Origin of the sequence: Nonomuraea sp. B12E4, assembly GCF_039871825.1 — a bacterium.
Taxonomy (GTDB): domain Bacteria; phylum Actinomycetota; class Actinomycetes; order Streptosporangiales; family Streptosporangiaceae; genus Nonomuraea.
The window spans coordinates 123,417-142,628 of record NZ_JBDPME010000004.1 but is presented as its reverse complement, the minus strand read 5'-3'; the positions used below and the strand labels follow the sequence as shown (position 1 = coordinate 142,628).

Below are 19,212 nucleotides of genomic sequence, written 5' to 3'. Positions count from 1 at the left end.
CCCCGCACCGCTGACCGGCGCCGGCGCATGAGAGGAGACCCATGACCCACGTGCTGCTCACCGGATTCGAGCCGTTCGACGGCTCCAGCGTCAATCCGTCGTGGCAGGCGGTGCAACTGGCCGCGACCACGCCGCCGGAAGGGGTGTCGCTGACGACACTGATGCTGCCGGTGGTCTTCCACGACGCCATCGCACGGCTGCGCGCGGCCGTCGAGGAGTCCGGTGCCGAGGTCGTCGTCTGCGTCGGGCAGGCGGGCGGGAGGCCGGGCATCACGGTTGAGCGCGTCGCCATCAACCTCGATGACGCTCGCATCCCTGACAACAAGGGCGCCCAGCCCGTCGACGAGCCCGTCGTCGTGGACGGCCCGGCAGCGTACTTCTCGACCCTCCCGGTTAAGGCGTGCGTGGCCGCCGTCCGCGACGCCGGCCTGCCGGCGTCCGTCTCGCACACGGCGGGCACATTTCTCTGCAACCACGTGTTCTACGGGCTGATGCATCTCATCGACTCCGGCCGGCCTGGGGTACGCGGCGGCTTCGTGCACGTTCCCTACCTGCCCGAACAGGTCCCGGGTGGCGACAAGCCGTCGATGTCCGTCCACTCGATCGCCGAAGCGCTGACGGCGATCGTGTCCGCGGCGGTCACCACGACCACCGATCTGAAGGAGACCGGTGGTTCTCTCCACTGATCCACTGCCGACCGTCGCCGATCTCGCCCCCCGCTTCGCCGGCCTCGCGCTGGAGAACGTGACGCGGGAGTTCCCGAACGCTCCGCAGCACCTCGTCACGGGTCCGGGCGACATCGCGCCGCCGCGCGTCCACCATCCGGCCTTCTACGGCTCCTACGACTGGCACTCCGCGGTGCACATGCACTGGCTGCTGGTACGGCTGCTCCGGCGGAACCGGACGGAGATCGACGAGGCCGCCGTTCGTGAGGTGCTGGACCGGCACCTGACGCCCGAGCACCTGATGACCGAGGCCGTCTACCTGCGGGCCAACCCGACGTTCGAGCGGCCGTACGGCTGGGCCTGGCTGCTCGCGCTGGCGGCTGGGTGCGCAGCGGCCGGCGGTGACGGTGCGCGGTGGGCGGGCGCACTGCGGCCGGCGGTGACGGCCGTCGCCGAGCTCGTCGAGGGGTGGCTGGCCAAGGCCACCTATCCGGTCCGCCATGGCGTTCATGCCAACAGCGCGTTCGCGCTGGGACTGGTGCTGGACTCGGCCGAGGCGGCGGGGTGCGCGGCACTCGCGGGTGTCGTCACCGAGACCGCCCGGCGCTGGTTCGGCAGCGATCGCGACTATCCGGCGGCCTGGGAACCGTCCGGGCAGGACTTCGTGTCGCCGGCCCTCACTGAGGCGGATCTGATGCGGCGGGTACTGACTCGCGAGGAGTTCGCGGCGTGGCTGTCGGCGTTCCTGCCGGGGCTGGCACACGGTGAGCCGCAGGCTCTGCTGGAGCCGCCGATCGTGTCCGATCGACGCGATCCGCACATCGGGCACCTGATCGGGCTCGCGCTCAGCCGCGCGGCGGCGCTGTGGGCCATCGCTGCCGCGCTCCCAGCGGACGATGGGCGGCGCCCGCGGCTCACCGCTGCCGCTGAGACGCAACTGAAGGCCGCCCTGCCCCAGGTGATCGCCGGTGACTTCGTCAGCGATCACTGGCTCGCCACGTTCGCTGTGCTCGCACTGGACGCCGCCGATTCGGCGTGATGCCTGCCCGGCATGGTCATGTCTGCCCGGCATGGTCGTGCCTGTCCAGCATGGTCGTGCCGCGGTCAACCAGCTTCGGGCAGAACGTATCGCTGGGCGGAGATCACCAGGCTGTCAGCTTGTGCGGTCGCATGCGCGGCGGTCATCCTCCGGTGTCTTCCTCGATGGCGTCTTGGAGCGTGGGTGGCGTGGTGGTGGCAGGGGAGGATGGTGCGGATTTCGCGCGTTGCGCTCTTTGCGGTTTTGAGCGGCCGGCCGGCCCTCGGTGCGGGTGCCGACCGGCCGGCATGCTGTCCACAGGATGCGCGGCGGGCCCCTATCGGGTCGTGAGCGCCTCTATTGGGTGAGGAACGACAGTAGGTCGTTGTTGAAGTCACGTTCGAGGGCACCGGCCAAACCGTGCGGTGCACCCTCGTAGATCTTCAAGGTGGCGTCCTTGACGAGCTGAGCGGATTCCAGCGCGGAGGCGACGATGGGCACGATCTGGTCGTCGTCCCCGTGCGCGATCAGGGTGGGGACATCGAAGCGCTTGAGGTCCTCGGTGAAGTCGGTCTCGGAGAAGGCCCTGATGCAGTCGAGCGCGCCTTTGACACCCACCTGCATGCTCCAGAGCCAGAAGGCGTCGATGACCCCCTGCGAGGGTTGCACGCCCGGCCGGTTGAAGCCGTAGAAGGGGAGGGCCAGGTCCTTGTAGAACTGGGACCGGTCGGCCGTGACCCCGGCCCGGATACCGTCGAACACCTCGATCGGCAGACCGTGGGGGTTGGCGTCTGTCCTGAGCATCAGCGGCGGGACCGCACCCAGCAGTACGGCCTTGGCGACCCGGGCGGTGCCGTGCCTGCCGATGTAGCGGGCCACCTCGCCGCCGCCCGTGGAGTGCCCGACCAGTACGACATCGCGCAGGTCGAGCGTGTCCAGCAGGGCGGCCAGGTCGTCGGCGTAGGTGTCCATCTCGTTGCCGTGCCACGACTGGCCGGAGCGGCCGTGGCCGCGACGGTCGTGAGCGATGGCGCGGAAGCCATGGGAGGCGACCAGGTGGAGCTGGTTGTCCCACGCGTCGGCGTTCAGTGGCCAGCCGTGGCTGAACACGACGGGCCGGCCACTGCTCCAGTCCTTGTAGAAGATCTGCGTGCCGTCGGCGGCGCTCACGTAGGGCATTTCAGGTCCCTTCCAGATTGGTGTCGATGGGCTCGACGCTAGATCCGCGACGCCCGGCGGCAATCGGTCAGATGACTGCACCCGTACGGATCGCCGGTTCGCTCACGACTTCGGTCAGGTTCCGATGGCGGGTTTCCGGAGCGAACAGGACGGCAGTGAAGGCGATCGCCGCGCACACCACCAGCAGCAGGGCGATGGGCCAGGACGCGCCGCCGGCGCCCGCCACCAGGGTGGCCGCCACGAGCGGGGCTGGGCCGCTGGTCAGCGCTGCCGTCCACTCGCGGGCGATCGCCACGCCGCTGTAGCGGTAGCGGGTGTCGAACAGCTCGGTCAACAGCGAGGCCAGTACGGCGAACATCCCGGCGACGCAGACGCCGTACCCCACCGTGATCGCGAGGATCACCAGCTCGGGCCGGCCGGTGTCGACCAGCCAGAACATCGGGAAGGCGAACACGCAGAGGAAGAGCGCGATGCTGAGGAAGACGGGACGGCGGCCGACACGGTCGGCCAGCAGCCCGAACAGCGGCGTGGCCGCGATCGCCACAGCGGAGGCGAGCAGTTTGGCGCCCAGCCCCACCGTGGCCGGCAGACCGAGAGTCCTGGTCACGTACGACAGCACGAAAACATTGAGGATGTACGCGATCGCACCGAAGGGGGCGTTGGCCGCGAAGGCGATCAGCAGGATCCGCGGCTGCCTCCTGATGACCTCCAGCGCCGGGAAGCGGCTCAAGCCTCGCGCGCGCTCGCGTTCGAAGAGCTCCGACTCCCGCACCTGGAACCTGAGGAGCAGTCCCACGCCCACACCCACCAGGCTGAGCAGGAACGGCAACCGCCAGCCCCAGGTCTCGAACGACGGCAGCGCCGTGACCGCGGTGAAGACGAGTGTGGCGGTCAGGATGCCGATCTGGACGCCCGCGCCGGGAAGCGAGGCCCACAGGCCCCGCCGGCGGGGGTCACTGGTCTCGGCCACCATGACCAGGGCGCCCGCGTACTCGGCTCCCGCGCCGAAGCCCTGCGCCAGCCGGAGCAGTGTCAGCAGGACAGGCGCCGCCGGGCCCACCTGTTCGTAGGTGGGCAGCAGCCCGATGCCGACCGTGGACAGTCCCATCAGCAGCAGCGTCATGACCAGCATGGGCTTGCGCCCGACGCGGTCGCCGAAGTGGCCGAACACGACACCGCCGATGGGACGGGCAAGGAACCCGACCGCGAACGCGGCGAAGGAGCCCAGAGTGCCCGCGAGAGGCTGGTCGGCGGGGAAGAACTGTTTGTCGAAGACGATCGCCGCTCCCAGCCCGAAGAGGGCGTGGTCGTAGAACTCGAGCGCAGTGCCGATGACGGCGGCCTTGGTCACCGGTCTACTTGCCATGTCTGCCTCCTGTGGTCAGGGCCGGGCACCCGCGCCGGAAGGCGTCCGGCCCGGTCGATCGCCTCCTGGGCGGCATGGGTGCCGCGCAGGCGTTGAGCGTGAGAGATCCGTGGATGACTTCCTGGTGGAGCGCCGCGGTCACGGGCAGGCCCGCCGGCTGCTCAATGGGAGGCCGGGTCTGACCGTTATGTGACCGCGCGAGGGCGGACGTCGTCAGGCGGCGGCCTGGCGGATGAGGTCGGCGACGACGGCGACGTACACCAGCGACGCGACGTCATGGCCGCTCCTGAGCTGGGTGGACACAGGCCCGACGCCTGTCCCGCTGCACTCCATACAAGCCGCGCACCCGCTCCGCGGCCACGCAGAACCGGACGCAGAAGTGGTGCGGAACCGTCAGGTCGCGGCGTTCGCCAGGTCGCGGCAGCGGCTGCTCGCCTCGGTGTCGCCGATGGCCTCGTACACTTCGGCCGCGCGCGCGTAGGTATGGCAACTCTCGCCAGTACGGTCCTCGTCGGCCAGCACGGCCGCGAGTGTCTCCAGGGCGCGGGCCTGCGGGACGGGCAACTGAGCCTGCTCCATGAGGCTGATCGCCTCGGTGAGCCTGCTGATCGCCTCAGACCGGTGGCCGAGCAGTCCCAGACATTCGCCGACGCGGGCAAGCGCGATCGGCCGGGCGAACGCCGCGACGCTCGGCGTCATCCCCGACCGTTCGTCGTTCAGCAGCGCCAACAGGTCGAGGTACTGCTCAAGCGCCTCGTTGTAGTGTCCGGCATCGCGAAGGCAGGTGCCGAGGGCGCCGAGACAATGGCAGTACCGGTCGATGTCGCCGTCGGCCTTGAACATTTTCGCCGCCTGGATCTCCGACGCGATGGCCTCGTCGAGCCGCCCGAGCCGTCGGAGCGCGCCTGCCGCGATGTGGTGGGCCAAGGCGATCTCCCCTGTGGCACCACCGCGAGTTGCCAGGTCCATCGCCTGGGCCGTGTAGCGCAGTGTGGTCTCCAGGTCCTCCCGTGGCACCAGATGGACCCAGGCCAGCAGGTTGAGCTGCGTGGCCTGCCGGACCGGATCGCCCAGGGCGGCGGCGGCCTCGGCACCGAGGGTGAAGACCTCGTGCCAATGCGGTGCGTGCATCCATCGGTCGGAGAACCAGTGCATCGACTCGGCGCAGTCGAGGACGGCGGCGGACCGGCCGATGCCCGCCATGTGGCGTAACGCGCCCAGCCAGCTGTCCACGTTCACGCGCAGCCAGTGGTCGGCCTCCTCCGGGGAGGACAGGTCGGCGTCGGGCCGGTCGGGACGCTCGTGCCCCGGCTCGAACCACCGCCCGGCGCTGGTGGCCATCTGCAGCAGCCACGACGTCATCGTCACGGTGATCGCATCGCGCTCGGCCGCGGGCTCCTCCTCCCAGAGCCGGTCGCGGGCGAACAGCCGGACCAGGTCGTGGAAGCGGTAGTGCCCCGACATGTTGTCCTGCAGCAGGCCGAGGTCGACGAGTTCGTCGAGGGCGTCCCATGCCCCTTCGATCGTTGTGCCGCCCACCACGGCGGCCAGCGCGGCGTCGAAGCTGCGGCCCGGCACCAGGGCGAGCCGGCGGAAGACCCGCCGTGTCGAGTCGGCCAGGTGCTCGTAGGACAACCCGAACGCGCTGGCGATCTTCAGGTCGCCGGCGCTGAGCTGGTCCAGGCGGCGCTCCTCGTTCGTCAGCCGGGCGGCGAGGTCGGCGGCGTTCCAGCCGGGCCGGCTGACCAGCCGGTTTCCGGCAATCCGCAGTGCGAGGGGCAGGCCGCCGCACATCTGCGCGAGCTGCCAGACGGCCGATCCCTCGTCCGAGGCGCCGCGGTCCTTCAGGATTGCGTTCAGCAGCTCGGTGGCCTCCATCAGGGGCAGGGGCCCGAGGCTGAGCCTGCGCACTCCTTCCAGCCCGGCCAGCAGGCGGCGAGCGGTCACCAGGGCCTTGCCCGACCCGCCGCCAGGCAGCAGTGGCCGGACCTGCCCCTCGGAGGCGGCGTTGTCGAGCACGACCAGCGCGCGCCGATCGCGCAGCAGCGACCGATACAGGGACGCCCGCCCGGCGACGTCGCCCGGGATCTGCTGCTCTGCGCTGCCGAGTGCGCGAAGCAGCAGGCCCAGAGCCTCTTCGACGGGCAGGGGTTGTGGGGACATGCCGAACAGGTCGAGGAAGAACACCCCGTCGGGGAAGTCCGGCCGCAGGGCGTGGGCGGCGCGGACGGCCAGGGTGGTCTTGCCCAGCCCGGCCGGGCCGGTGATGAGGCCCACGGCCGCGACCCCCGGCACATCTCCGGTGTGCATCAATTCGCTGGTCCAGGCCAGTTCCGCGGCTCGGCCGGTGAAGTCGTCGACGGAGCGGGGCAGCTCGCACAGGCCGGTGGCGCGGGTCCAGCGGTCGCGCAGGCGGCCCCCGCGCGCCAGCTCGACAAGCTGTTCGCGGTCGGCGTCGGCCAGGCCGAGGGCGTCGGCCAGCGCGGTGACGGTCCGGTGCTGGGGGCCCTTGCTGCGTCCGCGTTCCATGTCCGACAGCGTCCGGGCGCTGACGCCCGAGGCCTCGGCGAGCTGCTCCAACGTCAGGAGTGCCGCGTGCCGATGGCGACGCAGCACCTCCGCGAAGCTGAACGGGGTGGTGATCGAGTGCTCCTTCAGGTGAAGGATGCCGCTCGGACGGCACGCGACGACGTGGAGACTTCAATACTCCTGCAACGATCTCAGCGGTTCAACAGCCGTCGGCGACGTTCATCAGGAGCTTGGGAGGGCGATCAGGCCCCTGGGTCCCACCGGGGGTCCGGGTGCCCGTTGTCAGAGACCGAGTGCCCGGGCCAGGAAGCGTCCGGCCTGGTCGATCGCCGCCTGGGCGGCATGGGTGCCGCGGAGGGCGTTGAGCGTCATGAACCCGTGGATGACTCCCTGGTAGCGCACAGCGGTCACGGGTACGCCCGCCCGCCGCAGGTTGGCGGCGTAGGCCTCGCCCTCGTCCCGCAGCACGTCGGCCTCGGCGGTGAGGACCAGGGCCGGCGGCAGCCCGGCGAGCTGGTGCGCCGTGGCCCGCGACGGCGAGGCGGTCAGCTCGTCGCGCCGCACCTCGTCGGCGGTGTACTGGTCCCAGCACCAGCGCATGCCGTCGGCGCGCAGGAAGTAGCCCTCGGCGAATTCACGGTAGGAGGGGCTGTCGCAGGAGGCGTCGGTGGCCGGGCACAGCAGCAACTGTGCGGCCAGGCGCCCACGGGCGGCCAGGGCGAGCGCGGCGGCCAGGTTGCCGCCGGCCACCGCGATCTTCGAGGTGTCCAGGCCGTGGGCGCCGCCGTACGCGCGTATCCAGGTCAGCGCCGCCTCCCCTTCGCCGAGCGCGGCGGGGTACCGGGCCTCGGGCGAGAGGCTGTAGTCGACGAACACCGTCGCCGCCCCAGACCCGCAGGCCAGTTCGCGGGCCAGCCGCCCGTGGGCGTGCTCGCCGCCGAACACCCAGTCGTCGTGCAGGTAGAGCACCGCGGGCAGCGGGCCTGCGGCGTGCTCGGGGCGGAAGACGGTGAGCCTCGTCCCCTCGATCGGCTGCCGGGTGACGCCTGGAACGCGGAGGTCCGGGCACTGGACCTCCGCGAGCGCCCGGCGGCCCGCTTCGAGCGGCATAGCGTGCAGGTAGGGAGGGCCGGCGGTAGCATCGGCGAAGGCCTGGGCAGCCGGTTCCAGGACGGGTCTGATCATTGACTGCTCCACGGGCTGATGCGAGGCCCTGCTGATGCTAGGAGAAGTCAAGACACTGGTCATTCGTAACATGACGTACTTATGCGACCATTCGATCACGGGGCTCTGGCGGGAGGGATGCCGTGATCACGCTCTTCGGGCGCGAGCGCGAGGTCGCGCAACTCGCGGAGCTCGTGGACCGCGTTCACCAACGCGGAGACGCCCTGGTCGTACGCGGTGCGCCGGGGATCGGCAAGTCGGCCCTGCTGGCCGTCGCCACCGAGCGGGCCGAGGCCCGGGGCCTGCTGGTGTCCACCGCGTCCGGGGTGCAGAGCGAGACCCATCTGCCCTTCGCCGGGCTGCACCAGTTGCTGCGGCCGATGCTCGGCGCCGCCGGTCAGCTGCCCACCCGCCAGCGCGAGGCGCTGCTCGGCGCCTTCGGGATGACCGACGTCGGCGACCCCGAGCCTTTCCTGGTCGCACTGGCCGTCCTCAACCTGCTGGGTGACGCGGCGACCCGCCGGCCCCTGCTGATCGTGGTGGACGACGTCCAGTGGCTGGACGGCCCCACCACCGAGGTGCTGGGGTTCGTGGCCAGGCGCGTGCGATCGGATCCGATCGTGCTGCTGATGGCTTTGCGCGACGGCCATCCCACCAGTTTGGACGCCAGCGACGTCCCCGAGCTGCGGCTGACCGGCCTGGAGCCCGCCGCGGCCGAGGCGCTCCTGGACGCCCAGGCCACCGGGCTCAGCGTCGGCATGCGCTGGCGCGTGCTGAGCGAGGCGGCCGGCAACCCGCTCGCCCTGGTCGAGCTGCCGCTCGCGCTGGATGCCGGGACGATCACGGACGAGACGGCGGTCCTGCCGCTCACCGCGCGCCTGGAGCAGGCCTTCGCCGTGCGGCTGGCCGAGCTTCCGCCGCACACCAGAGCACTGCTGCTGGTGGCCGCGGCCGACGACGGCCACGATCTGGCCTCCGCCTGCGCCGGCGGTGGGGTGGTGACGGGCACCGAGCTGACCGCCGAGGCGCTGGCTCCGGCCGTGGCAGCGGGCCTGGTCGAGTTGCACGAGCAGGCCCTTCGCTTCCGCCACCCGCTGGTGCGTTCGGCGATCTACCACAAGGCCGGCCCCACCGATCGCCTGGCCGCCCACGCCGCGCTGGCCCTGGTACACGCCCGCGACCCGGATCGCAGGGCCTGGCACCGCGCCGCGGCGCTCGCCCATCGGGACGAGTCCGTCGCCGCCGAACTGGAGGGCGTGGCCGCGCGGGCCCGGCAACGCGGCGCGATCCCGGTGGCGGTGACCGCCCTGCGCCGGGCGGCGGAGGTCAGCGAGGAGCCCGCGGCAGGCGCCCGCCGCCTGCTGGCCGCGGCCGAGCTGGCCTTCGAGCTCGGCCGTGGCGACGAGGCCGCCGAACTGATCGCGATGGCCAAGCCGTCCTACCTCGGCGAGCTGCCGCGCGCCAGGGGCGTCTGGCTGAGCGAGGTGCTCGGCGAGGGACGTAACGAGGGACGTAACGAGGGTCCCGCGCGGATCCGCCGGCTGGTCATGACGGCCGAAGCGGCGGAGGCGGCGGGCGACCGCGAGCTCGCGCTCAACTTCGTCCGTGCGGCGGCCATCCGCTGCTGGTGGAGCGATCCCGGCTGGGAGCAGCGCAGTCGCGTCATCGCCCTGGCCCAACGGCTCGCGGCCGGCGACGACGACCCGGAGCTGCTGGTCACCCTTGCCACGGCGGGCGCGGTGGAACACGGGGCGGAGGTCATCGAGCGCCTGACCAAGATGCGCGACACCCGGCTGGACGGGGGCGTGACCAGGCTGCTCGGCATCGCGGCGAGCACGGTCGGCGCCTTCGACCTGGTCGGCGACTTCATGGAGATCTCGATCGCCGATCTGCGCACCCAGGGCCGGCTGGGCCTGCTCACGCGGGCGCTCAGCACGCAGGTGTGGCGGCAGATCTTCTGCGGCGACTGGGCCGGGGCGCTGCTGGTCGCGGAAGAGGCCGAACGCCTGGCCCGGGAGACCGCTCAGCCGCGACGGCTGGCCACCGCCCTGGGGATGCTGGGGCTGCTGGCCGGACTCCGCGGTGAGGAGGAGCGCGGCCTGGTGCTGGCCGCAGAGGGGGAGCGGGTGCTCGGCACCGTCGCCATCAGCTCGGTCGCGGCGCTGCTCCAGCATGCCAGGGGCATGATCGCGTTGTGCGCCGGGCGGTATGACGACGCGTTCGGGCACCTGTGGCGGCTGTTCGAGCCGGGCGACGTCGCCCACCACCTGATCTGGCGGCAGTGGGTGATCAGCGAGCTGGCCGAGGCCGCCGTCGCGGCCGGCCGCCCGGAGCCGGCCCGGCGGGCGGTGGCCGACCTGGAGCAGGTGGCCGCCCGGACCCCGTCTCCGCTGCTACACGTGGGGCTGCGGCACACCCGCGCGCTGCTGGCCGACGACGCCGATGCCGAGGCGCTCTACCAGGACGCGTTGGGCGCCGACCTGTCGCGCTGGCCCACCGCCCGGGCGCGTCTGCTGCTCGCGTACGGCATGTGGCTGCGCCGCCGGCGGCGGATCCAGGAAGCACGGGTGCCACTACGGGCCTCCCGCGACGCCTTCGACGTGCTCGGGCTGCTCGCCTGGGGTGAGAAGGCCCGCCAGGAGCTGCGGGCCGCGGGCGAGGCCAGCGACCTGCGCGTGGCGCCGGCCGCCGAGCTGCTCACCTCGCAGGAGCTGCACATCGCCCGGTTGGCCGCCGCCGGGCTGTCCAACAGGGAGATCGGTCAGCAGCTCTACCTGTCGCACCGCACCGTCAGCACTCACCTGTACCGGGCCTTCCCCAAGCTCGGCATCACCTCGCGGGCGCAACTGCGTGACGCGCTCGGAGATACGTCACGCGACTGATACCGGGATCCGTCACGCGGAACGTACCGTCGCTGCGTGCCGTCATCTCGCCAGGAACTCCATCACGAGCTCATTCCACTGCTCGAAGTGGGTGAGCGGAGCGCCGTGCGGCGCGGCGGGAATCGTCGCGAGCGAGCTGCCGGCGACCGCCCGCGCGACGCGCGTCCCGCTGTCATCAGGGGGCACGAACGAGTCTCCCTCGCCCTGGATGATCAGTGTGGGCACCGTGACGCGGGCCAGTTCGGGGCGGGGGTCGGCGGCGCCCCACACCGCCAGCGAGCCGGCGGTCGCCTTGGGGGAGGACTCCGCGGCGTGCCGCAGCAGGTACTGGCGCGTCGGCTCGTCCAGCGTGCTGTGCCCGTCGACGGCGAAGAACCTGAGCAGCAGATCGTCGAGCATGGGGATGCGGTGCCGCTTCGAGGCGGTCAGCAGCTCGTGCGCGAGCGGGTCCGGATAGAGCACCGGACTGCCCAGCACCAGCCGGGCCACCCGTTCGGACGCGGCGGCGTAGCCGACGGCCTCCGCGCAGCCGGTGGAGAAGCCCACCAACGTCAGCCCGGTCAGGTCGAGGCTCTCGATCAGGGCCGCCAGGTCGGCTGTGAAGGTGTCGAGGTCGTAGCCGTGCCAGGGATGGCTGGAGCGCCCGAAGCCGCGCCGGTCGTAGCAGACCACCCGGCGGCCGGCCTCGACGAGCGGGCCGATCTGGAGCTCCCAGAACCGGTGCGAAAGGGGCCAGCCGTGCACCAGGACCACGGGCGGCCCGTCACCGACGTCCTCGAAGAAGAGGCTCACGTCTGTCCCCACCTGTAGTCGCGGCACCCGCCCAGCATGCCGCACCCCGGAAGCACGGCAATCGGTCAACTGACTGCACCGAGGAGACGAACCACGTGGACATCATCGGACGGGCCGGAGAGCTGGCCACGCTGCGGCAGACGATCGACCGTGCGCCCGGCGTCCTGCCCAACATCGTGCTGCACGGGGACCCGGGCGTGGGCAAGTCCGTGCTGTTGCGGGCCGGCGTCGCCTACGCCCGGCAACAGGGCATCAGGGTGCTGGGCGGCAGTGGCTTCGAATCCGAGGCCCAGTTGGCCTTCGCCGGACTGCACCAGTTGTTCGCACCGGTGATGGAGTATCTGGACCGGGTGGAGCCCTTCCACCGGGACACCTTGCGCCGGGTGCTGGGGCTGCGGGACGGACCGGCCCCCGACCGGCTGGCGATCTCGGTGGCGTCCCTGGCGGTGCTGGCGGCCGTGGCCGAGGACGGGCCGGTGCTGATCGCCGTGGAGGACGCGCACTGGGTGGACCATCCCACGCGCGAGGTGATGATGTTCATCCTGTTACGGCTCCAGCCCTACGACGTGCGGGCCGTCTTCGCCCGCCGGCCGCTGACGGCCACCGAGCGCGTCACGCCCGGCATCCACCTGCTGGAGGTCGGGCCGCTCGACGACGAGGCGGCCGGGCAACTGCTGGACCTGCTCCATCCGGGCCTGCCGCCGTCGGTGCGCGAGCGGGTGCTCGCCGAGGCCGCGGGCAATCCGCTGGCGATCAACGAGCTGCCGCAGACCTCCGCGGGTGTGGAGCTGCTGCCCAGCGGCGCGTCCCTGCGTACTCGGCTGGAGACCGGCTTCGCGGGCCGGCTGCTGGAGCTGCCGCCGCGGATCCGGACGACGCTGCTGGTGGCGGCCCTCGACGGTGATCGGTTGGAGCATCGGGCCGAGCTGTCGCCGTACGAGCTGCTGGAGGCCGAGCGGGCGGGCCTGGTCACCCGTGACTCGACCCCGTCGGGCCTGCGGTTCCGCCACCCGCTGGTCAGATCCGCGATCATCAAGACGGCCTCGCCGGAGGAGACGCGCGACGCGCACGCCGTGCTGGCCGAGCAGCACAAGGCCGATCCCGAGCTGCGCATGTGGCACCTGGCGGCGGCCACCGTGGAGCCGGACGAGCGGGTGGCCGCCGAGATCGAGAAGGCCGCCCGCGCGGTGAGCCTCAAGGGCGGCACCGGGCTGGCGGTCAAGGCGTTGCAGCGGGCGGCCGACCTCACTCCCGACCCTCCGGCCCGCGCCGCGAGGCTGGAGCACGCCGCTGAGCTGGCGAGCGAGTCCGGGCAGCTCGACCTGGCCCAGAGCCTGCTGGACCAGGCGCGCCGCCACCTCGACGACCCGGCAAGGGCCCTGGCCACCAGGGCGCAGATCCTCATGCTGCGCGACGGCGACCTCGACGCCGCGCGCCGTCTGCTGCGTGGCACACCGGCGGCGGGCTCCCTGGTCAGGGTGATGGCCGCCTCGTACACCCAGGATCCGAAGGAATGGGCGGAAGTCACCGACGTGGTCACCGGCTGCGACGACGATCTCGTACGCCTGCTGCACGACGTGTTCCTGGGCCGGGGTTCGGCGACGCTCGTGCGTACCGCCCTCGACGCCCTGCCCGCCGACGCCCCGCCGGGGCGCGTGGCCGCGCTGTGCCGGGCAGCCACCTGGATGGACCTGCTGCCCGACTGCCGGGACCGCATCCGCGGCCTGATCGACGGCGAGGTCGGGCGGGGTGCGGTGACACACGCCGCCAGCGGCTACTGGCTCGCCGCGCACGACCATTTCCTGGCCGGTCGGTGGGAGGAGGCCGAGAGCGCGGCCAACGCCGGACTCGACCTGTGCGTACGCCACGACCTGGACCTCCTGGCCCACGACCTGCGCTGCAGCCTCGGCTGGCTCGCCGCCGCCCGGGGCGACTCCGACAGCGCCAAGGAGTACAGCAAGACCGTCGAGCAGTGGGCCGCGCCGCGCGGCAGCGGCCTGCACCTGTCACTGTCGGCGCGCAATCTCGCGCTCGCCGCGATGGCGCACGGTGACTACGACAGCGCCTACGCGTACTGGACCGGCATCAGCCCACCAGGCGTCATCCCCCCCTATGTTGCCTACGCGCCGTGGGCGGTCTTCGAGCTGGTGGAATCGGCGGTGCGCACCGGCCGGATCGAGGAGGCCAGGGCGCATGTCGCCGCGGCCGGGAGCCTGGCCGAGCGGACGCCCCGGCTGCGCCTGCACATCAGGGCCGCACAGGCGCTCGTGGCGCCGGCCGACGAAGCCGTCGCGCTGTTCCGGGCCGCGCTCGCGTTGCCGAGGACCGAACGCTGGCCGTTCGACCACGCCCGGGTACGGCTGGCCCTGGGCGAGTTGCAACGCCGCCGCCTGCAGCCCGGCGAGGCGAGGCCCGAACTGCGCCGGGCCGCGGACCTGTTCGCCGGCGTCGGTGCGACCGCCTGGCGGCAACGGGCCGAGCAGGAGCTGCGGGCGACCGGCGTGGCGGTGACGCAGCGGCCCAACGCCGCGCACGGTCTGACCGCCCAGCAACTGGAGGTGGCGAGGCTGGCCGCCTCCGGACTGAGCAACAAGGAGATCGGTGAGCGGCTGTTCCTGTCGTCCCGCACCGTGAGCGCCCATCTCTACCGGATATTCCCCAAGCTCGGCATCACCTCGCGGGCCGCACTACGTGACGCACTCGAAAGCGTGACCCCCTGATGCAGTCAACTGACCGATTCATGCCACCCGGCGAACCCCGGATGCTCGTGCTGCGACGACAGCACGAGCCTCCAAGGAGAAACCCGCCATGACCCGCACCCAGCCCCGCCCCGGATTGAGCCTCGCCCTCGCCACCCTGACCCTGACGCTCGGCCTGACCGCCACCGTCGCCCCGGCCTCGGCCGCGCAGTCCACGACCACCACCGGTGGCGCCAAGCCGACCGTGGTGCTCGTGCACGGCGCCTTCGCGGACGCCTCCGGTTTCGACGACCTGATCGCCCGCCTGCAGAAGGCCGGATTCCCGGTCCTCGCGCCGGCCAACCCGTTGCGCGACGTGGCCGGCGACGCCGCGTACGTCTCCAGCGTCCTGGACACCATCACCGGCCCGATCATCCTCGTCGGGCACTCCTACGGCGGCATTGTGATCACCAACGCCGCCCGCGGCCACGACAACGTCAAGGCCCTGGTCTACCTGGGCGCCTTCGCACCCGACAAGGGTGAGAGCGCGCTGCAGCTCGCCCAGCAGTTCCCCGGCAGCAAGCTCGGCGACGCGCTGCTGGCCCGGGACTACAAGCTGCCCGACGGTACGCCCGGCGGGACCGACGGCTACGTCATGCTCGACAAGTTCCGCGAGGTGTTCGCCGCCGACCTGCCCGCGAGCAAGACCCGGCTGATGGCGGTCTCGCAGCGGCCCGGCAGCGTCACCGGGCTGAGCGGCGGCAGCGGCGAGCCGGCCTGGAAGACCATCCCGTCCTGGTACCTGATCCCCACCCAGGACAACGTCATCCCCCCTGCCGCGCAGCGCTTCATGGCCAAGCGTGCCGGCAGCAAGGTCAGGGAGATCCGCTCCTCCCACGTTGTCATGACCTCCAATCCGGACGCCGCGACCGCGGTGGTCCTGTCCGCCTACAACGCCACGCGCTGAAGGAGCCGACCATGACACCCGACACCATCGTCCTCATCCACGGCTTCTGGGTGACGCCCCGGAGCTGGGAGCACTGGATCACGCACTACCAGGCCAGGGGGTTCACGGTCCTCGCCCCCGCCTACCCCGGCTTCGAGGTGGAGGTGGAGGAGCTCAACGCCGACTCCACGCCGATCGAGCAGGTGACCGTGCCGCAGATCATCGAGTCGCTGGAGACGCTGGTCCGCGGCCTGGACACGCCGCCGATCATCATGGGGCACTCGGCGGGCGGGGTGTTCACCCAGATCCTGCTCGACCACGGCTTCGGCGCCGCGGGGGTGGCGATCAACTCCGCGCCCACCGAGGGTGTCCAGGTGGTGCCGCTGTCGCAGATCCGCGCCACGTTCCCGGTGCTGAAGAACCCGGCCAACCGGCACAAGGCGGTCGGCTTCACCTTCGACCAGTGGCGCTACGCCTTCACCAACACCTTCCCCGAGGACGAGGCCCGGGCCACGTACGAGCGGTACCACGTCCCCGCCTCCGGCCACATCTTCTGGGGCAGCGCGCTGGCCAACATCCACCCGGGCAAGGACGACAACTGGGTCAACTACCACAACGACGACCGCAGGCCGCTGCTGTTCATCTCCGGCGAGAACGACAACCTCATGCCGCCGAAGGTCCAGCGCTCCAACGCCAAGCACTACAAGTCAAAGACGATCACCGAGGTCGTCGAGTACCCCGGCCGTTGCCACCTGATGCCCGCCGAGAAGGGCTGGGAGGAGATCGCCGACCACGCGCTCGACTGGGCGCTCAGGCACGCGGGCTGAGCCGAGCGTCCGGCGTGGCCACACGGCCGCGCCGGACCTCGGCACCCCCACCCGGAAGCCGCCCACCCCGTCAGGCGATCGCCGCCGCCCAGGTGATGGCGCTGCTGAGACACCACGGAAGGAAGCGTTCACATGACGAAGGTCGGCTTCACCCACATCGGCGGCCCGACCGTGCTCATCGACTTCGACGGCTGGCACCTGCTGACAGACCCGACCTTCGATCCCCCCGGGAGAACCTACGCCTTCGGCTGGGGAACCTCCTCCCGCAAGCTCACCGGTCCGGCCATCGCCCCCACCGACCTGCCACCCATCGACGCGATCCTGCTCACCCATGTCCACCACGGCGACAACCTCGACGATGCCGGCCGAGCCCTGCTGCCGGCCGCCGGAACGATCGTGACGACCTCCTCTGGCGCCCGGTCCCTGCCGTACCCGGTCCGCGGCCTGCGGGCCGGGCAGGCGACCCGCCTGGAAGCCCCCGGGCGCCCGCCCATCGACATCGCGGCCACGCCATGCCGGCACGGCCCCCCATTCAGCAGGCCGATCGTGGGCGAGGTCATCGGCTTCGCCCTCACCTGGCCCGGGCAGGACCATGGACCACTCTGGATCACCGGGGACACCGTCTACCACCGCGCGCTCCGCGACGCGGCCACCCGCCTGCGGCCCGGAACGATCCTGCTCCACCTGGGCGGCGTCGGCTTCCCGATCACCGGGCCGCTGCGCTACACGATGACCGCCAGGCAGGCCACCCGCCTTCACGAGACGATCGTTCCGCGCACCGTCCTGCCCGTCCACTACGAGGGCTGGCAGCACTTCCGGGAAAACCGCGAAGGCATCGAGCGGGAGCTCGCCGGCGGCTCATCCACTCTGCGTGAAAGCCTCCGCTGGCTTCCCAGGGGCACCTCGGCGGACGTCGTCGTGTGACCGGTCGGAGCTCGCGGGGCGGAAGAACTCGGTGAGTGCCTTGGGCCAGGGACTCGGGATGGGTCAGCGGGGCGGCGTGGCCGGCGCCGGGGATCTCCCGCACCCGCGCGTCGGGGACGTGGGCGGCCACGTGCCGCGCGCTGGCGGGGTAGCAGGGCCTGGTGTCGGATCCGTGCAGCACCAGCACGGGAGCGGAGATCGCGCCGAGCACGGCCGGATCCTCAGTGATGGGCCCTCCGGATGCCACCACCTGCTGGAGGAGCTTGAGCAGGTGCGGGACGTAGCGGCCCGCGGCCTCGAAGTAGCCGGCGGTCTCGGCCACGGCGATCTCCTCGTCGTTGAAGGGCGCGCCCGCGAACACGCGGATCGCGGCCGTCAAGTCGCCCTCGGCGGCCAGTTCGCCCATCCGGGTGACGGCGTCGCCGATGGCCGCCTGCTCCTGCGCGTCCAGCACGCCCCGCATCAGAGGCTCCAAGAGGGCCACCGCGTCCACCGCGTCGGACCGCGCTGCCACGCCGAGTGCCAGGTTGGCGCCGGCGGACCAGCCCTCCAGCCCGGTCGGTTCCCCGACGCTGTCGATGTAGGCGAGGACGTCGCCGCCGCCACGGTGAACAGCCCCGCCTTCGACCCGAAGTAGCGGTATACCAAGGCGACGTTGACGCCGGCGTCCGCGGCGATGTCCCTGACGTTGACCGCCTCGTAGCGGTCACGGGCGAACCGCCGGCGGGCCGCCTCCAGCAGCGCCTGCCGCGTCGCCGCGGCGTCCCGGCGTCGCCGTGGCCCCGCCGGGCCCCGGGGGGCGCTTTCCTCCGCCGCCATCACCGTCACCACCATGACTCGACGTCAACGGTGGTAACGCTAGCCGACGCCTGCCCTTCTCCCTCCTAACAGGGTCACGGTCCCGTCATGACGCGCCGCCTCGCCGGCGAATCCACCCACCTGATTCTGGGCCTGACAAGGCGAAACTCACGCCAAGTGAGCATTTCCGAATATGCGCGTGGAACGAAACGAAAAGAAGATGGTTTTATGGCCCTTTCGGAAAAACAACCAGTGCTCGTCTTACGACGTTCCGGGCCGGAAGCCGTCGGGCCGAACCTGAAAGTGGTCTTCTTCTCCTTCATGTTCTACGGATTCGGCTGGGGACTTTACACCGCCGTGCTGCCCGCGATCCGGGCGAACTCCGAGGTGACCAATGGAGAATTCGGCACGGCGTTGCTCGGAATGGCACTGACCGCAATGCCGGTAATGCTCACTTTCGGGCGGCTGCTCGACCGATTCGGCCGCGCGCCCGCCGTGATCGCGGCCGCGCTGTTCGCCCTCACCCTGCCCTTACCGATCATGGCCTCGTCGCTGGACCAGTTGGTCGTCGCGCTGCTCCTGTTCGGGATGGGTACGGGAGCCGTCGAGGTCGTCGTCGTCAGTCTGGCCGCGACGGTGGAGAGCACCTCGGGTGTCAGGGTGCTCAACCGCGCGCACGCCTTGTTCAGCGGCGGCCTGGTGGCGGGAACGGCCTGCGCCGGGCTGTTCGCCTTTTCGGGACAGAACCCGGGAATTTCACTCTTCGTTTTCACCGGTGTCATCCTGCTCGCCCTTCCCGCCGCCCGGCGTATGTTGCCGCCCCACTTGATGCCGCGACGGGCCGTCGATACGGCGGAAAAACCGCGCCCGCGAATCGACCGGAAAATCGTGCTGCTCGGTGCCCTCGCCGCGCTCGCCATGCTCGTCGAAAGCGGCGCCCAGCAATGGAGTGGAATTTTCCTGCGAGACGTGACCGGAGCGTCGCAGGCATTGGCGAGCCTGGCTCCCGGAGTGTTCGCCTGCGGGATGATCACCGGACGGTTGTGCGGACATTGGGCCGCCGCCAGGATCTGCGACCGGTGGATCCTGGGAATCTCCGGCCTGAACGTGACGGCGGGCGTCCTGCTGATCGCGACCTCGACGCACCCCGCGGTCACCCTGCTCGCCATCGCCTTCACCGGTGCGGCCTCCTCCGCGATCACCCCGACGATCTACGGCTTCGCCGGCCGGTCGGCCACGTCCGGGTGCCGTGGGGCCGTCATCGGGACGACGACGTCGATCGCCTACGTCGGCCTGCTCGCCGGTCCCGCGGTGGTCGGCATGCTCGCCGAACTCGCCGGGCTCCGGACGGCCGTCGGCCTGCTCGCCCTCATCGCCCTGGCGGTCAGCCTCGTTTCGCTGCGTTTCGCCCGCGATGGTTAGGGAGTCGGCTCGCGTCGCCCGC

At 71.5% G+C, this 19,212-nt stretch carries 14 protein-coding genes and 1 pseudogene; 9 read left to right on the top strand and 6 right to left on the bottom strand.

The genetic code is table 11. From position 1 onward, the window contains the following. Positions 1-41: 41 nt before the first annotated feature. A complete protein-coding gene (gene pcp / locus ABGB18_RS11925) occupies positions 42-686 on the top strand; it encodes a pyroglutamyl-peptidase I (protein WP_347695507.1) in 645 nt (214 codons plus the stop codon). Beyond that, entirely contained in the window at positions 670-1,704 is a 1,035-nt protein-coding gene (locus ABGB18_RS11920) for a DUF2891 family protein (RefSeq protein ID WP_347695506.1), read from the top strand. Before pcp ends, ABGB18_RS11920 begins: the two co-directional genes overlap by 17 nt. A gap of 336 nt (positions 1,705-2,040) precedes the next feature. Here ABGB18_RS11920 and ABGB18_RS11915 read toward each other — a convergent pair whose 3' ends face one another. From ABGB18_RS11915 to ABGB18_RS11900, 4 genes are all read right to left on the bottom strand, one after another. After that, positions 2,041-2,862 (bottom strand): alpha/beta hydrolase, encoded by an 822-nt coding sequence (locus ABGB18_RS11915; RefSeq protein ID WP_347695505.1) that lies wholly within the window; start codon positions 2,860-2,862, stop codon positions 2,041-2,043. A 67-nt stretch (positions 2,863-2,929) separates the two neighbouring features. Then, a complete protein-coding gene (locus tag ABGB18_RS11910) occupies positions 2,930-4,228 on the bottom strand; it encodes an MFS transporter (protein ID WP_347695504.1) in 1,299 nt (432 codons plus the stop codon). Between the two features lie 393 nt (positions 4,229-4,621). Next, positions 4,622-6,844 carry a helix-turn-helix domain-containing protein gene (locus tag ABGB18_RS11905; RefSeq protein WP_347695503.1) on the bottom strand — a complete coding sequence of 741 codons (2,223 nt, stop codon included), beginning with the start codon at positions 6,842-6,844 and terminating at the stop codon, positions 4,622-4,624. A 195-nt stretch (positions 6,845-7,039) separates the two neighbouring features. Next, complete coding sequence (locus tag ABGB18_RS11900) at positions 7,040-7,942, bottom strand: alpha/beta hydrolase (protein WP_347695502.1); 903 nt, start codon at positions 7,940-7,942, stop codon at positions 7,040-7,042. A 122-nt stretch (positions 7,943-8,064) separates the two neighbouring features. Here ABGB18_RS11900 and ABGB18_RS11895 point away from each other — a divergent pair, with 122 nt between their 5' ends. After that, positions 8,065-10,803: an AAA family ATPase gene (locus ABGB18_RS11895; RefSeq protein ID WP_347695501.1), complete on the top strand. Its 2,739-nt coding sequence runs from the start codon at positions 8,065-8,067 to the stop codon at positions 10,801-10,803. Between the two features lie 42 nt (positions 10,804-10,845). Here the strand turns inward: ABGB18_RS11895 and ABGB18_RS11890 are convergent, their stop codons facing one another. Further along, on the bottom strand, positions 10,846-11,595 hold the full coding sequence (locus ABGB18_RS11890) for an alpha/beta hydrolase (protein WP_347695500.1): 750 nt from the start codon (positions 11,593-11,595) through the stop codon (positions 10,846-10,848). 95 nt (positions 11,596-11,690) lie between these two features. Between ABGB18_RS11890 and ABGB18_RS11885 the strand changes: the two genes are divergently transcribed. The 5 genes from ABGB18_RS11885 to ABGB18_RS11865 all read left to right on the top strand — a co-directional run bounded on the left by ABGB18_RS11885 (position 11,691) and on the right by ABGB18_RS11865 (position 17,607). After that, positions 11,691-14,315 (top strand): AAA family ATPase, encoded by a 2,625-nt coding sequence (locus tag ABGB18_RS11885; protein ID WP_347695499.1) that lies wholly within the window; start codon positions 11,691-11,693, stop codon positions 14,313-14,315. Positions 14,316-14,403: 88 nt separating this feature from the next. Further along, positions 14,404-15,240 carry an alpha/beta hydrolase gene (locus ABGB18_RS11880; RefSeq protein ID WP_347695498.1) on the top strand — a complete coding sequence of 279 codons (837 nt, stop codon included), beginning with the start codon at positions 14,404-14,406 and terminating at the stop codon, positions 15,238-15,240. Positions 15,241-15,251: 11 nt separating this feature from the next. After that, positions 15,252-16,046 (top strand): alpha/beta hydrolase, encoded by a 795-nt coding sequence (locus ABGB18_RS11875; protein WP_347695497.1) that lies wholly within the window; start codon positions 15,252-15,254, stop codon positions 16,044-16,046. A 132-nt stretch (positions 16,047-16,178) separates the two neighbouring features. Further along, entirely contained in the window at positions 16,179-16,970 is a 792-nt protein-coding gene (locus tag ABGB18_RS11870) for an MBL fold metallo-hydrolase (protein WP_347695496.1), read from the top strand. A 172-nt stretch (positions 16,971-17,142) separates the two neighbouring features. Continuing rightward, entirely contained in the window at positions 17,143-17,607 is a 465-nt protein-coding gene (locus tag ABGB18_RS11865) for a hypothetical protein (protein ID WP_347695843.1), read from the top strand. Positions 17,608-17,639: 32 nt separating this feature from the next. On the opposite strand, the pseudogene ABGB18_RS11860 reads toward ABGB18_RS11865, so the two are convergent. Continuing rightward, positions 17,640-17,789, bottom strand: a pseudogene (locus tag ABGB18_RS11860) (TetR/AcrR family transcriptional regulator); the annotation flags it as partial. An 87-nt stretch (positions 17,790-17,876) separates the two neighbouring features. Between ABGB18_RS11860 and ABGB18_RS11855 the strand changes: the two are divergent. Further along, the gene (locus ABGB18_RS11855; RefSeq protein ID WP_347695495.1) at positions 17,877-19,190 is read left to right on the top strand and encodes an MFS transporter; all 1,314 of its coding nucleotides are present in this window, start codon (positions 17,877-17,879) and stop codon (positions 19,188-19,190) included. Positions 19,191-19,212 lie beyond the last annotated feature (22 nt).

Bases quoted from the DNA above. Each gene is read 5' to 3' on its own strand.
- ABGB18_RS11880 (WP_347695498.1), top strand. From the start codon at position 14,404: ATGACCCGCACCCAGCCCCGCCCCGGATTGAGCCTCGCCCTCGCCACC.
- ABGB18_RS11910 (WP_347695504.1), bottom strand. From the start codon at position 4,228: ATGGCAAGTAGACCGGTGACCAAGGCCGCCGTCATCGGCACTGCGCTC.
- ABGB18_RS11875 (WP_347695497.1), top strand. From the start codon at position 15,252: ATGACACCCGACACCATCGTCCTCATCCACGGCTTCTGGGTGACGCCC.
- ABGB18_RS11855 (WP_347695495.1), top strand. From the start codon at position 17,877: ATGACGCGCCGCCTCGCCGGCGAATCCACCCACCTGATTCTGGGCCTG.
- ABGB18_RS11900 (WP_347695502.1), bottom strand. From the start codon at position 7,942: ATGATCAGACCCGTCCTGGAACCGGCTGCCCAGGCCTTCGCCGATGCT.
- ABGB18_RS11870 (WP_347695496.1), top strand. From the start codon at position 16,179: ATGACGAAGGTCGGCTTCACCCACATCGGCGGCCCGACCGTGCTCATC.
- pcp (WP_347695507.1), top strand. From the start codon at position 42: ATGACCCACGTGCTGCTCACCGGATTCGAGCCGTTCGACGGCTCCAGC.
- ABGB18_RS11915 (WP_347695505.1), bottom strand. From the start codon at position 2,862: ATGCCCTACGTGAGCGCCGCCGACGGCACGCAGATCTTCTACAAGGAC.